At 50.9% G+C, this 12,297-nt stretch carries 15 protein-coding genes and 3 tRNA genes; 14 read left to right on the top strand and 4 right to left on the bottom strand.

Annotation, left to right across the window (positions count from 1 at the left end; all coding sequences use genetic code 11):
• The first annotated feature begins 2 nt into the window (after nt 1-2).
• From fliZ to sdiA, 6 genes are all read left to right on the top strand, one after another.
• Nucleotides 3-554: a flagella biosynthesis regulatory protein FliZ gene (fliZ, locus tag WB371_RS15370; protein ID WP_336220909.1), complete on the top strand. Its 552-nt coding sequence runs from the start codon at nt 3-5 to the stop codon at nt 552-554.
• Between the two features lie 87 nt (nt 555-641).
• On the top strand, nt 642-1,442 hold the full coding sequence (tcyJ, locus tag WB371_RS15365; RefSeq protein ID WP_336220908.1) for a cystine ABC transporter substrate-binding protein: 801 nt from the start codon (nt 642-644) through the stop codon (nt 1,440-1,442).
• 106 nt (nt 1,443-1,548) lie between these two features.
• Nucleotides 1,549-2,535 carry a D-cysteine desulfhydrase gene (dcyD, locus tag WB371_RS15360; protein WP_336220907.1) on the top strand — a complete coding sequence of 329 codons (987 nt, stop codon included), beginning with the start codon at nt 1,549-1,551 and terminating at the stop codon, nt 2,533-2,535.
• 14 nt (nt 2,536-2,549) lie between these two features.
• Nucleotides 2,550-3,218 (top strand): cystine ABC transporter permease, encoded by a 669-nt coding sequence (tcyL, locus tag WB371_RS15355; protein ID WP_336220906.1) that lies wholly within the window; start codon nt 2,550-2,552, stop codon nt 3,216-3,218.
• Nucleotides 3,215-3,967, top strand: a complete 753-nt coding sequence (tcyN, locus tag WB371_RS15350; RefSeq protein ID WP_336220905.1) for an L-cystine ABC transporter ATP-binding protein TcyN — start codon at nt 3,215-3,217, stop codon at nt 3,965-3,967. Before tcyL ends, tcyN begins: the two co-directional genes overlap by 4 nt.
• A gap of 232 nt (nt 3,968-4,199) precedes the next feature.
• Nucleotides 4,200-4,922 carry a transcriptional regulator SdiA gene (gene sdiA, locus WB371_RS15345; RefSeq protein WP_336220904.1) on the top strand — a complete coding sequence of 241 codons (723 nt, stop codon included), beginning with the start codon at nt 4,200-4,202 and terminating at the stop codon, nt 4,920-4,922.
• 66 nt (nt 4,923-4,988) lie between these two features.
• Here the strand turns inward: sdiA and WB371_RS15340 are convergent, their stop codons facing one another.
• Both WB371_RS15340 and WB371_RS23845 read right to left on the bottom strand, forming a co-directional pair.
• The gene (locus WB371_RS15340) at nt 4,989-5,213 is read right to left on the bottom strand and encodes a DUF2594 family protein (protein WP_336220903.1); all 225 of its coding nucleotides are present in this window, start codon (nt 5,211-5,213) and stop codon (nt 4,989-4,991) included.
• A gap of 19 nt (nt 5,214-5,232) precedes the next feature.
• The gene (locus tag WB371_RS23845) at nt 5,233-5,280 is read right to left on the bottom strand and encodes a hypothetical protein (RefSeq protein ID WP_420704055.1); all 48 of its coding nucleotides are present in this window, start codon (nt 5,278-5,280) and stop codon (nt 5,233-5,235) included.
• 392 nt (nt 5,281-5,672) lie between these two features.
• Between WB371_RS23845 and uvrY the strand changes: the two genes are divergently transcribed.
• From uvrY to WB371_RS15300, 7 genes are all read left to right on the top strand, one after another.
• Entirely contained in the window at nt 5,673-6,329 is a 657-nt protein-coding gene (gene uvrY, locus WB371_RS15330; protein ID WP_336220902.1) for a UvrY/SirA/GacA family response regulator transcription factor, read from the top strand.
• Entirely contained in the window at nt 6,326-8,158 is a 1,833-nt protein-coding gene (gene uvrC / locus WB371_RS15325) for an excinuclease ABC subunit UvrC (protein ID WP_336220901.1), read from the top strand. Before uvrY ends, uvrC begins: the two co-directional genes overlap by 4 nt.
• Nucleotides 8,159-8,214: 56 nt before the next feature.
• Nucleotides 8,215-8,763, top strand: coding sequence for a CDP-diacylglycerol--glycerol-3-phosphate 3-phosphatidyltransferase (pgsA, locus tag WB371_RS15320; protein ID WP_042318323.1), 549 nt, complete (start codon nt 8,215-8,217; stop codon nt 8,761-8,763).
• 150 nt (nt 8,764-8,913) lie between these two features.
• A tRNA-Gly gene (locus WB371_RS15315) sits at nt 8,914-8,989 on the top strand.
• Between the two features lie 50 nt (nt 8,990-9,039).
• Nucleotides 9,040-9,113, top strand: a tRNA-Cys gene (locus tag WB371_RS15310).
• A 12-nt stretch (nt 9,114-9,125) separates the two neighbouring features.
• Nucleotides 9,126-9,212: transfer RNA gene (locus WB371_RS15305), tRNA-Leu, on the top strand.
• A 183-nt stretch (nt 9,213-9,395) separates the two neighbouring features.
• Complete coding sequence (locus WB371_RS15300) at nt 9,396-10,061, top strand: YecA family protein (protein ID WP_336220900.1); 666 nt, start codon at nt 9,396-9,398, stop codon at nt 10,059-10,061.
• Nucleotides 10,062-10,093: 32 nt separating this feature from the next.
• Here WB371_RS15300 and tyrP read toward each other — a convergent pair whose 3' ends face one another.
• On the bottom strand, nt 10,094-11,305 hold the full coding sequence (gene tyrP, locus WB371_RS15295; protein ID WP_336220899.1) for a tyrosine transporter TyrP: 1,212 nt from the start codon (nt 11,303-11,305) through the stop codon (nt 10,094-10,096).
• Between the two features lie 193 nt (nt 11,306-11,498).
• On the opposite strand from tyrP, the gene WB371_RS15290 reads away from it, so the two are divergent.
• Nucleotides 11,499-11,738, top strand: coding sequence for a YecH family metal-binding protein (locus tag WB371_RS15290; RefSeq protein ID WP_336220898.1), 240 nt, complete (start codon nt 11,499-11,501; stop codon nt 11,736-11,738).
• 32 nt (nt 11,739-11,770) lie between these two features.
• Here the strand turns inward: WB371_RS15290 and ftnA are convergent, their stop codons facing one another.
• Complete coding sequence (gene ftnA / locus WB371_RS15285; protein WP_336220897.1) at nt 11,771-12,268, bottom strand: non-heme ferritin; 498 nt, start codon at nt 12,266-12,268, stop codon at nt 11,771-11,773.
• Nucleotides 12,269-12,297 lie beyond the last annotated feature (29 nt).

The raw sequence follows: 12,297 nt of genomic DNA, 5'->3' as shown, positions 1-12,297 counted from the left end.
TCATGACGGTGCAGCACTCAAAAAGACGGCCTCTAAGCCGCTACCTCAAAGACTTTAAACACAGCCAGACGCATTGCGCCCATTGCCACAAGTTGCTTGATCGCATCACGCTGGTGCGTAAAGGGCAGATCGTCAATAAAATCGCCATTTCCCGCCTCGACACCCTGATGGACGAAGCCGCCTGGCAACAGGAGCAGAAAGAGTGGGTGGCCTTATGCCGTTTCTGCGGCGATCTGCACTGTAAAGAGCAGAGTGATTTCTTCGACATTATCGGCTTCAAACAATTTTTATTTGAACAGACCGAAATGAGCCATGGCACCGTACGTGAATACGTTGTCCGCTTGCGTCGTCTTGGTAACCATCTAAGCGAGCAGAAAATCTCTCATGATTTACTGCAGGAAGGTTTTCTGGATGAAAACCTGGCGCCATGGCTACCGCAAACCAGTACCAACAACTATCGCATTGCGCTGCGTAAGTACGAACAATATAAAGCGCAGGTTCTCCCCGGACAGAGACAGAATTCCTCCTTCAGAGCGACTTCTGATATATATTAAAAAAGCATAAGATGTAGCAGAGTGGTTTATAGCGTTCCCGATAAACCCTTTACACTACAGGCATTCATGACAACATTCGGGGTAAATATGAAATTAGCACTTCTGGGTCGCCAGGCGCTGATGGGCGTAATGGCGGTTGCTCTTGTCGCCGGGATGAGCGCAAAAACGTTTGCGGATGAAGGTCTGCTGAAGAAGGTAAAAGATCGCGGTACGTTGCTGGTGGGTCTGGAAGGCACTTATCCGCCGTTCAGTTTCCAGGGCGATGACGGCAAACTGACCGGCTTCGAAGTGGAGTTCGCTGAGGAACTGGCGAAGCATCTGGGGGTAAAAGCGACCTTAAAACCGACCAAATGGGACGGGATGCTGGCTTCTCTGGATTCTAAACGCATCGACGTGGTGATAAATCAGGTCACTATCTCTGATGAGCGCAAAAAGAAATATGATTTCTCTACCCCCTATACCGTTTCCGGTATCCAGGCGCTGGTGAAAAAAGGCAATGAAGGCGCGATTAAAACCGCGAACGACCTGAAAGGGAAGAAAGTGGGCGTCGGTCTGGGTACCAACTATGAAGAGTGGTTGCGTCAGAACGTCCAGGGCGTTGATATTCGTACCTATGATGACGATCCGACAAAATATCAGGATCTGCGCGTAGGACGCATCGACGCGATTCTGGTGGATCGTCTGGCGGCACTGGACCTGGTCAAAAAAACCAAAGACACGCTGGCGGTGACCGGTGAGGCGTTCTCCCGTCAGGAATCTGGCGTTGCGCTGCGTAAAGGCAACGACGATTTGCTGAAAGCGGTGGACGCGGCGATTGCTGAAATGCAGAAAGACGGCTCTCTGAAGGCGCTTTCTGAGAAATGGTTTGGCGCAGATGTGACGAAATAGTCTGCACAATGACAAAAAAAGGCGCTTTCATTAGCGCCTTTTTTATTTCATCCGCTTGTACGTGCATAATAAAAAGAACATCACAACAATGAGTACGGGAGGCTTTATGCCACTTCACAACCTGACACGCTTTCCGCGTCTGGAATTTATCGGCGCGCCGACGCCGCTTGAATACCTGCCGCGCTTTTCTGACTATCTGGGTCGGGATATTTTCATCAAACGCGATGATGTTACGCCAATGGCAATGGGCGGCAATAAACTGCGTAAGCTGGAATTTCTGGCGGCGGATGCCTTACGCGAAGGGGCCGACACGCTGATCACCGCAGGCGCGATTCAGTCTAACCATGTGCGCCAGACGGCGGCGGTCGCCGCGAAGCTGGGTTTACACTGCGTGGCGCTGCTGGAAAACCCCATCGGCACCCACGCGGAAAATTATCTGACCAACGGCAACCGGCTTCTGCTGGACCTGTTTAATGTGCAGGTTGAGATGTGCGATGCGTTAACCGATCCTCAGAAACAGTTACAGGAGCTGGCCACGCGCATTGAGGCGCAGGGTTTTCGGCCGTGTGTCATTCCGGTGGGCGGCTCAAATGTGCTGGGGGCATTAGGTTATGTCGAAAGCGCGCTGGAGATTGCTCAACAATGTGAAGGCGCAGTTCAACTCTCCTCCGTTGTCGTGGCATCGGGTAGTGCGGGAACGCACGCCGGGCTGGCTGTTGGTCTGGAACAGTTGCTGCCTGACGTGGAACTGATCGGCGTGACGGTCTCCCGTAAGGTCGCCGACCAGAAGCCGAAAGTGGTCACTTTGCAGCAGGAGATCGCTAACGCGCTGGAGCTGACGGCATCGGCAGAGATTGTGTTGTGGGATGACTATTTTGCTCCCGGTTACGGCACACCGAACGAAGAGGGGATGGAAGCGGTAAAACTGCTGGCGCGTCTGGAAGGGATACTCCTCGATCCGGTCTACACCGGAAAAGCGATGGCGGGTCTCATTGATGGCATCAGCCAGAAACGTTTTAAAGATGAAGGGCCGATTCTCTTTATCCATACTGGTGGGGCGCCCGCGCTGTTCGCCTACCATCCTCACGTGTAATTTTGGATTAACTCATGCAAGAAAGTATCCAACTGGTTATTGATTCTCTACCGTATCTGCTTAAAGGTGCGGTATTTACCCTGCAGTTAAGTATTGGCGGGATGTTTTTCGGCTTACTTCTGGGGTTCATTCTCGCGCTGATGCGCCTGTCCCCGTTGCTGCCCATTCGTTGGCTGGCTCGCTTCTATATTTCAATTTTTCGTGGCACGCCGCTTATCGCCCAGTTGTTCATGATTTATTACGGTTTGCCGCAGTTTGGCGTTGAGCTGGATCCGGTTCCGGCCGCAATGATTGGTTTGTCACTCAACACGGCTGCTTATGCGGCTGAAACGCTACGTGCGGCGATTTCGTCCATCGATAAAGGTCAGTGGGAAGCTGCTGCCAGCATCGGGATGACACCGTGGCAGACGATGCGTCGCGCCATTTTACCGCAGGCGGCGCGGGTCGCTTTACCGCCGCTGAGCAACAGCTTTATCAGTCTGGTTAAAGATACGTCACTGGCAGCCACCATTCAGGTTCCTGAACTGTTCCGTCAGGCGCAGCTAATCACGTCGCGGACGCTGGAAGTGTTCACCATGTATCTGGCGGCATCGCTGATCTACTGGATTATGGCGACCGTTCTGTCTTCGTTGCAAAACTACTTTGAAAATCAACTGAATCGCCAGGAGAGAGAGCCGAAATGAGTGCCATTGACGTTAAAAACCTGGTTAAAAAATTCCATGGTCAGACGGTGCTGCATGGCATTGATCTGGAGGTGAAAACGGGCGAAGTCGTGGCCATTATTGGGCCCAGCGGGTCGGGTAAAACGACGCTATTGCGCAGTATCAATTTACTGGAGCAACCGGAAGCCGGGACCATTACCGTGGGTGATATCACCATTGACACCGCCCGCTCGTTGAGTCAGCAAAAAACGCTGATCCGTCAGTTGCGTCAGCATGTGGGTTTTGTGTTCCAGAACTTCAATCTTTTTCCTCACCGGACAGTACTGGAGAACATCATTGAAGGGCCGGTCATTGTGAAAGGAGAGGACAAAGAAGAGGCGATGGCGCGGGCGCGGGAACTGCTGGCGAAGGTTGGACTTGCCGGTAAGGAGACCAGCTATCCACGCCGTTTATCCGGTGGTCAACAACAGCGGGTAGCGATCGCAAGGGCACTGGCGATGCGTCCGGAGGTGATCCTGTTTGATGAACCGACTTCTGCGCTCGATCCTGAACTGGTGGGCGAGGTGTTAAACACCATTCGGCAACTGGCGCAGGAAAAGCGGACAATGGTGATTGTGACCCATGAAATGAGTTTCGCGCGCGATGTGGCTGACCGGGCAATATTTATGGATCAAGGGCGTATTGTCGAACAGGGACCGGCTAAGGCGTTATTCACAGAGCCACAACAGCCGAGAACGCGCCAGTTCCTTGAGAAATTTCTGGTGCAATAAATGGTCTTGCGCAGCTTACCCGGGATAAGCTCATTTCGGGTGAGCTGTCTTGCATAAATATTAATATCTTGCGCATGACTATGAATTTATTTCCCTGCACAGATGACGCTTAATGAAATATCCCTCAAGTAATTTGCGCTCAGGCCGATATTTATTCATCTGGTTCAGGTTATGTGTTAGCTTATTTCTAACATTAAAATAATTATCACTCTCAAAGGCGCGATTACTGAGTATGCAGGATTCAGATTTCTTTACCTGGCGAAGGGCGATGCTGTCGCGCTTTCGGGAAATGGCAAGCGCAGAGGACGTTTACAGCGAATTACAGCTTCAAACTCAACTGCTGGAATTTGATTTTTACGCGTTGTGTGTCAGACACCCGGTTCCCTTTACCCGCCCCAAAATTACACTTCATACCACTTATCCCAATGCCTGGGTTTCCCAATATCAGGCCGAAAATTATTTCGCGATTGATCCGGTACTGAAGCCCGAAAACTTCATTCAGGGTCACTTACTCTGGAATGACGCATTGTTCAGCGAGGCCCAGGCCATGTGGGATGCCGCCCGTGCACATGGATTACGTAAAGGCGTCACGCAATGTCTGATGCTGCCAAATCGTGCATTAGGATTTCTTTCTGTCTCGCGGTCGGGTCTACAAAAGAGTTCCTTTGCCAGTGACGAAGTGGAATTGAAGCTGCAGTTACTGGTTCGTGAAAGCCTGACGGTACTTTCCCGGCTCGAAGATGAGATGGTGATGGCTCCTGAGATGCGTTTCAGTAAACGAGAAAAAGAGATCCTGAAATGGACCGCGGAAGGGAAGACATCTTCGGAAATCGCGATGATTCTGTCGATATCAGAAAATACCGTCAATTTTCATCAGAAAAATATGCAGAAGAAATTCAACGCCCCGAATAAAACGCAGATTGCATGCTATGCGGCGGCGACGGGCCTGATTTGAGACACTGAACGTTCTGCGTGCCAGACAACGAACCGGCTGAAAGCACTGCTCCCAGCCGGTTTTCTTTTACTGACGGTAAGCTTGTTTAATTTGCTTAACCGTGCTGGAAAATACTTCAGCCTGCGCTGCGTCTTCAATCAGCGCGATCTGTTTTTCCATTTTAAGAATCACGCGTCCTGCGTCGGCCTGGCCCATTGCCTGCAACATCAGCGTTAACAGCGCCTTCAGGCAGGTGACTTCGTTAGCCAGTTCTTGATTATTCTCGGCAGTGGAAAAATCAGGCGTACTCATTTATTTTCCTCGTCATGTCTCAGTAAAAAAGTGCGATGGTAAATGTTAAGGCGGCGGAGTATACCATAAGCTGAGTTAAAAATAGCAGCGGTTGTTTTTTGGTCGAAAATCACCTCGATGGTTTTAAATTAAACAACAAAATGGTTCACCGATATTTTTCTCATTTATTGTTTATTCCGGGTATTTTACTCGTTAATTGTTGTTACAAACTTGCTTGTTTATTTAGCATTTGCGCGGCGTGTCGTGGTTTTTTGTCACTATTCTGAAACCTTTCAGAGAAAATAGGCTGTGAAACCGCCGGTTCTCATCCATAGTTTCCACAAAATGTACAAACTAATTTCCAAAAACGAGAGCAAAATCGGTAACTGGACGTTTTTTACATTTCAAAGTTGAGATAAAACCCGTTAATATAGGGCTGAGTACTATCAGTAGCGTTATCCCTATTCTGGAGATATTCCTTTGATCAACGTTCTTCTTGTTGATGACCACGAACTGGTGCGCGCAGGGATACGACGCATTCTGGAAGATATAAAGGGTATTAAAGTTGTCGGTGAAGCAGCGTGCGGTGAGGACGCTGTGAAGTGGTGTCGCGCCAACACCGTCGACGTCGTATTGATGGACATGAACATGCCTGGTATTGGCGGCCTTGAAGCCACGCGTAAAATTGCGCGTTCCTCTGCGGATATCAAAGTGATTATGTTGACCGTCCATACGGAAAACCCGTTACCAGCGAAAGTGATGCAGGCGGGTGCAGCAGGTTACCTGAGTAAAGGTGCTGCGCCTCAGGAAGTGGTAAATGCCATTCGCTCGGTTTATTCCGGGCAACGATACATTGCCTCTGATATCGCACAGCAAATGGCGCTGAGCCAGATTGAACCGGAAAAAACAGAAACTCCGTTTGCCAGTTTGTCTGAGCGTGAATTGCAGATTATGCTGATGATCACCAAAGGTCAGAAGGTTAATGAGATTTCAGAGCAACTGAATCTCAGTCCTAAAACGGTGAACAGCTATCGCTATCGTATGTTCAGTAAACTAAACATTCATGGTGATGTTGAGCTGACTCACCTGGCAATTCGCCATGGCCTGTGTAATGCGGAGACGTTAACAAGCCAGTGAGTGTTCAGTTCGACGCGAAAGCGTTTCTTAAAACCGTCACCAGCCAACCCGGTGTTTATCGAATGTATGATGCCGGTGGCACGGTTATTTATGTTGGGAAAGCGAAAGATCTGAAAAAGCGGCTTTCCAGCTATTTCCGCAGTAATCTGGCTTCGCGTAAGACAGAAGCGCTGGTCGCGCTCATCCAGCAAATCGACGTAACGGTGACGCATACCGAAACGGAAGCGTTGTTGCTTGAGCATAACTATATCAAGCTGTATCAGCCGCGTTACAACGTACTGTTGCGCGATGACAAATCTTACCCCTTTATCTTTCTGAGCGGCGACACGCACCCTCGTCTGGCGATGCACCGCGGTGCAAAACACGCCAGAGGCGAATATTTTGGCCCGTTCCCGAACGGTTATGCCGTTCGCGAAACGCTGGCCTTGCTGCAGAAAATTTTCCCCGTCCGCCAGTGCGAGAACAGCGTCTACCGCAACCGCTCACGCCCTTGTCTGCAATATCAGATTGGCCGCTGTCTGGGGCCCTGTGTTGAAGGTCTGGTGAGTGAAGAAGAGTACGCTCAGCAGGTCGACTATGTTCGACTCTTCTTATCCGGCAAAGATGATCAGGTCTTAACACAGTTGATTGCGCGGATGGAGAAAGCCAGCCAGAACCTCGCCTTTGAAGAAGCCGCAAGAATACGCGATCAGATCCAGGCCGTTCGTCGGGTGACAGAAAAACAGTTTGTGTCCAATTCAGGGGACGATCTGGACGTCATTGGCGTGGCATTTGATGCCGGAATGGCGTGTGTACACGTCCTTTTTATCCGTCAGGGAAAAGTGTTGGGAAGCCGCAGTTATTTCCCGAAAGTGCCTGGCGGCACTGAGCTTGGCGAAGTGGTTGAAACCTTCGTCGGACAGTTCTATCTGCAGGGCAGCCAGATGCGAACGCTCCCTGGCGAAATCCTGCTTGATTTCAATCTGAGCGACAAAACACTGCTGGCGGATTCATTATCTGAACTGGCGGGGCGTCGCATCAACGTTCAGACCAAACCGCGCGGCGATCGAGCGCGTTATCTCAAACTGGCGCGCACTAATGCTGCCACGGCGCTGACCACGAAACTGTTGCAGCAGTCGACGATTGCCCAACGTCTGACAGCATTAGCCGCGGTACTGAAATTGCCTGCGGTGAAACGCATGGAATGTTTCGATATCAGCCACACGATGGGCGAACAGACGGTGGCGTCCTGCGTGGTGTTTGATGCGAACGGACCACTGCGCGCGGAATACCGACGCTATAATATTACCGGGATAACCCCGGGTGATGACTATGCGGCAATGAATCAGGTGCTGCGACGTCGTTATGGCAAAGCCATCGAAGAAAGTAAGATTCCAGACGTCATTTTGATTGATGGCGGAAAAGGGCAGTTAGGGCAGGCGAAGGCAGTCTTCGCTGAACTGGACGTGTCCTGGGATAAAAATCATCCTCTGCTGCTGGGGGTGGCAAAAGGCGCAGATCGTAAAGCGGGGCTGGAGACGCTTTTTTTCGAACCCGAAGGAGAAGGGTTCAGTTTGCCGCCAGATTCACCTGCGCTGCATGTTATCCAGCATATCCGCGACGAGTCGCACGATCACGCCATCGGTGGACACCGTAAAAAACGGGCAAAAGTGAAAAATACCAGCACGCTGGAGACCATCGAAGGGGTTGGGCCAAAACGGCGTCAAATGTTGTTGAAATATATGGGTGGTTTGCAAGGTTTACGTAACGCCAGCGTTGACGAAATTGCAAAAGTGCCGGGTATTTCGCAAGGTCTGGCAGAAAAGATCTTCTGGTCGTTGAAACATTGAGGTCTCTGTAGCAACATAGGGGTAATTTCTCTGACAACAGATAGTTACCCGTCACTATGCAATTTAATATTCCAACGTTGCTTACGCTGTTTCGCGTCATACTTATCCCATTCTTTGTCGTGGTGTTTTATCTGCCGTTTACCTGGGCGCCTTTCGTCGCTGCCTTGATTTTCTGTATCGCGGCGGTCACCGACTGGTTTGATGGTTTCCTGGCGCGTCGCTGGAATCAAAGCACTCGTTTTGGCGCGTTTCTCGATCCGGTCGCCGATAAAGTACTGGTGGCAATCGCGATGGTGCTGGTGACCGAGCATTATCACAGCTGGTGGGTGACGTTGCCGGCCGCCACGATGATCGCGCGTGAAATCATTATTTCGGCGTTGCGTGAATGGATGGCGGAACTGGGTAAACGCAGCAGCGTGGCGGTTTCCTGGATCGGTAAAGTTAAAACGACGTCGCAAATGGCTGCGCTGGCGTGGCTGCTGTGGCGGCCTAACATCTGGGTTGAGTACGCCGGTATAGCGCTATTCTTTGTCGCGGCGGTACTCACACTGTGGTCAATGTTCCAGTATTTGAACGCTGCGCGTGGGGATCTGCTTGATCAGTGATCGTTTCGCCGTAAATTTCAGCAAACGAGCATCCGTGCCGAAAAATATCGTTGACTCATTGCGTCAGGTAAGTAGAATGCAACGCATCGAACGGCAGCACAGTTTGCCAGACGACAGTAAAATCAAGTGATTAACAAATTTCTTGATGATGCGGGAATAGCTCAGTTGGTAGAGCACGACCTTGCCAAGGTCGGGGTCGCGAGTTCGAGTCTCGTTTCCCGCTCCAAATTTAGGGCATCGGCAGTTGCGGATGTCAGTCGTAAGACAAAGATTTAAGGCGCGTTAGCAAAGCGGTTATGTAGCGGATTGCAAATCCGTCTAGTCCGGTTCGACTCCGGAACGCGCCTCCACTTTCTTCCCGAGCCCGGATGGTGGAATCGGTAGACACAAGGGATTTAAAATCCCTCGGCGTTCGCGCTGTGCGGGTTCAAGTCCCGCTCCGGGTACCATGGGAAAAACAAGAATAATCAAAGCAATAAGCAGTGTCGTGAAACCACCTACGGGTGGTTTTTTTGTGCCTGTCATTTTCTCTCGCATGGTTTTGTGAACCACTTCCTGCCTTGTAGTATCCGTACCGCCTTTCAGCCTGTAAGATGCACCCTAAGAGAGACATGAGACAGAGGACAAGCACGATGAAAACGGGACCGTTAAATGAGAGTGAGCTGGAGTGGCTGGATGATGTACTGACAAAGTACAACACCGAGCATGCCATTCTGGACGTGGCTGAACTGGATGGACTGTTGACGGCAGTTCTCAGTTCACCTCGCGAAATTGAGCCAGAACAATGGCTGGTTGCCGTATGGGGTGGGGCGCAATATGTGCCGCGCTGGTCCTCTGAAAAAGAGATGACGCGCTTTATGAATCTTGCTTTCCAGCATATGGCGGATACGGCTGACCGGCTGAATGATTTTCCGGAACAGTTTGAGCCGCTGTTTGGGCTGCGCGAGATAGAGGGGCGCGAAATTACCATTGTGGAAGAGTGGTGTTTTGGCTACATGCGTGGCGTGGCGCTTTCTGACTGGTCAACGCTGCCTGATGCTCTGAAACCTGCGCTCGATGCCATCGCGCTGCACGGCACTGAAGAGAATTTTGCGGTGGTTGAGAAGCTGACCCCCGAAGCGTTCGAAGAGAGCGTGGAGGCGATTCGTCTGGCCGCGCTGGATCTCCATGCCTGGTGGATGACGCATCCGCAGGAAACCCCCGTTCAGGTGCCGCTAAAAGCGGAAGTGAAAGTCGGTCGTAACGATCCGTGTCCATGCGGGAGTGGCAAAAAATATAAGCAGTGCTGTCTGCACTAAAAAGAAAGGGGCATTTGCCCCTTTCTTTTTTCTTATCCCACCTCGGGAAGCCATCCGGCGGCAATTAAAAACTGCACGCCAATTACCCCAATACCGCACATAAATACTAATATCAGGGCTGGACGTCCTCCCAACACGCGGTAACCAGGCTGTGGGTTCTGTTTTCGACTTTGCCATGCCAGCAGTGAAGGAATGATCAGCGCCAGTACCGCCAGGGCGACACCGGCGTACCCCAGTGCCATGACGAAGCCGCGTGGATAGAAGAGCGCAAAAGCCAGCGGCGGCAGAAACGTAATTGCGCCAGTTTGCAGGCGTCCGGCTACCGTATTACGGCGTTGAAACAGATCGGCAAGATAGTCAAACAACCCCAACGAAACGCCCAGGAAAGAGGTTGCCAGCGCTAAGTCGGCAAAAAGGTGTACCGCCAGTTCGACATGAGGTGAGGCAACAACTTCCCGTAGCGCCTGCAACAGGCCATTCAACCCGGCGTGATCGGCCAGTAACCCCATAAACGTCGAGGAGTTGATGCTGCCAAGGGTCGCCAGTTGCCAGAAGATATACGCGATAAGAGGGATCGCACTACCCGTTATAAACACCCAACGCAGCTTGCGAACGTTTCCCTCCATATAGCTCACAATGCTGGGCACGCTACCGTGGAAACCGAAAGAGGTGAAAATAACCGGGATTGCAGAAAGCGCCAGTCCTTGTTCGAGGGGCAGAGTCAGAAGGTTCACCTGGTGAATATGCGGCATCAACAGCGCCAGCATGACTACCAGAAAAATAATTTTGGCGCTGAACAGAAAGCGATTAAACAGATCGACCAGTGAGGTGCCCATACAAACAACGCCACCGGCAACAAAGGTGAACAGCAAGACGCCTGCGGTGGGAGACATCTGCGTACCCGTCCAGTCGCTGATGCTTGAGGCGAGTAGCTCACCTGCACCGCTGATATAGGCAGCGGTTAACGCATACATCAGGAACATCATGCTGAAACCCGTCATCCACTGGCCATAACGCCCCAGATAACGCTTCGCCAGCGTTCCTAAACCGGTATCCGCCGGGACGTGTTGATACACTTCAAGCAGCAGTAGCGCGGTATAGCACATCAGTACCCACAGCCCTATTAACAACGCAAACGTGACGCCAAAACCGACGCCTGCCGCAGCCAGCGGCATTGCCAGCATTCCTGCGCCAATCGTGGTCCCTGCAACGATAAAAATACTTCCCAGAGTTCTGTTCTTCACGCTTTTACACTGTCCCACAAATGATCAACGGTTATATCTGCGGCGCAGAGTAAGGCAAAAGGGGATTTTCGTCAAATGACCGTTACATGGTGTGTATAGAAAAATTTACATGATTACATGAGCTCAACCTGAGTTAGCGCAAAGCACCAAAATCAGCGCAATTGTAGGCTACTCACTTTCTGAAGGAGGAAGTATGGATTCTGTTCACGGCCACGAAGTGTTGAATATGATGATTGAATCAGGCGAGCGTTATTCAAGCGCGAGTCTTGAGATGGCGATAAAAGCGAAATTTGGCGATGAAGCGAGGTTTCACACCTGTTCTGCGTCAAACCTGACGGCAAGGGAGTTAGTCGCATTTCTGGCGGCGAAAGGGAAATTTATCGCCCAGGATGACGGCTTTTCTACGCACGAAAGCAAGATCTGCCGTCATTAATTAAGCGGTGAGGATTTCCTCACCGCGTACGATTAATTCGCCGTATCGAGCGTGGATAATTCTTTGTCGATAAAATACAAACCCTCGCCACTTTTTCCAGCCAGCGTTAATTTATCGATAACAGATTTAAACAATTTCTCTTCTTCATGCTGCTCTGCAACATACCATTGCAGGAAATTAAAGGTCGGATAATCCTGGCTGGTCATTGCGGCATGCGCCAGCTCATTAATTTTCTGGGTGATCAGTTGTTCATGTTCATAGGTCACGCGGAATAATTCATCCAGAGACGCATATTCAGCAAAGGGTGATGCAACGGTGTTGATGCGCGGCAGGCTACCGGTGTCAGTCAGATAGTCAAACAGGCGCTGCATGTGCGTCATCTCTTCCTGCGCGTGGCGACGCAAAAACGCGGCAGCCCCTTCAAAGCTGTGGTAGCTGCACCAGGCACTCATCTGCTGATAGAGCAGAGAGGAATATAGTTCCAGGTTCATTTGCTCATTCAGTTTGTCGATCATTTCTGTTTTCAGCATGGCTTCGCTCCACAAAATTATCACTATGT

This window comes from Citrobacter amalonaticus (assembly GCF_037053465.1).
GTDB classification, from domain to species: domain Bacteria; phylum Pseudomonadota; class Gammaproteobacteria; order Enterobacterales; family Enterobacteriaceae; genus Citrobacter_A; species Citrobacter_A amalonaticus_H.
The sequence above is the reverse complement of the archived record's forward strand: the minus strand, read 5'-3'. Positions and strand labels throughout refer to the sequence as shown.

Excerpts from the sequence above, each read along its gene's own strand:
- WB371_RS15300 (WP_336220900.1), top strand. The coding sequence starts at position 9,396 with ATGAAAACGGGACCGTTAAATGAGAGTGAGCTGGAGTGGCTGGATGAT.
- pgsA (WP_042318323.1), top strand. The coding sequence starts at position 8,215 with ATGCAATTTAATATTCCAACGTTGCTTACGCTGTTTCGCGTCATACTT.
- tcyJ (WP_336220908.1), top strand. The coding sequence starts at position 642 with ATGAAATTAGCACTTCTGGGTCGCCAGGCGCTGATGGGCGTAATGGCG.
- tcyL (WP_336220906.1), top strand. The coding sequence starts at position 2,550 with ATGCAAGAAAGTATCCAACTGGTTATTGATTCTCTACCGTATCTGCTT.
- ftnA (WP_336220897.1), bottom strand. The coding sequence starts at position 12,268 with ATGCTGAAAACAGAAATGATCGACAAACTGAATGAGCAAATGAACCTG.
- tcyN (WP_336220905.1), top strand. The coding sequence starts at position 3,215 with ATGAGTGCCATTGACGTTAAAAACCTGGTTAAAAAATTCCATGGTCAG.
- dcyD (WP_336220907.1), top strand. The coding sequence starts at position 1,549 with ATGCCACTTCACAACCTGACACGCTTTCCGCGTCTGGAATTTATCGGC.
- WB371_RS15290 (WP_336220898.1), top strand. The coding sequence starts at position 11,499 with ATGGATTCTGTTCACGGCCACGAAGTGTTGAATATGATGATTGAATCA.
- sdiA (WP_336220904.1), top strand. The coding sequence starts at position 4,200 with ATGCAGGATTCAGATTTCTTTACCTGGCGAAGGGCGATGCTGTCGCGC.
- WB371_RS15340 (WP_336220903.1), bottom strand. The coding sequence starts at position 5,213 with ATGAGTACGCCTGATTTTTCCACTGCCGAGAATAATCAAGAACTGGCT.
- fliZ (WP_336220909.1), top strand. The coding sequence starts at position 3 with ATGACGGTGCAGCACTCAAAAAGACGGCCTCTAAGCCGCTACCTCAAA.